The sequence below is a fragment of the Vallitalea maricola genome (assembly GCF_036985595.1).
GTDB lineage: Bacteria > Bacillota > Clostridia > Lachnospirales > Vallitaleaceae > Vallitalea > Vallitalea maricola.
On sequence record NZ_BTPU01000480.1, the window covers coordinates 1 to 288 of the forward strand.

The 288-nt window shown below is 27.8% G+C and carries 1 pseudogene; it reads left to right on the forward strand.

Features of this window, described 5'->3' with window-relative positions:
* Positions 1-288 (forward strand): annotated as a pseudogene (locus tag AACQ14_RS24690) (sensor histidine kinase); the annotation flags it as partial.

A 288-nucleotide genomic window follows, 5' to 3' on the forward strand; every position in this document is an offset into this window, starting at 1 on the left:
AGTTCTTAATGAATCCATTGAAGCTATTAAAAACGAAGCAGAAAACATGAAAGATTTAGTTGAAAATTTACTGTTTCTTGCTAGACATGATAATCAAACATTAATATATAACAAAGAAAATTTCTATATTGACGAGTTGTTGAATGAAGTCATAAGAGAAACAGGAATAATTGACAAAAAACATATAATTGAACATATGATAGCACCAAACGTATTAATTTGTGGTGATAGAAATAGATTGAAACAAGCCATCAGAATATTTGTTGACAATGCCATCAAATATACTCC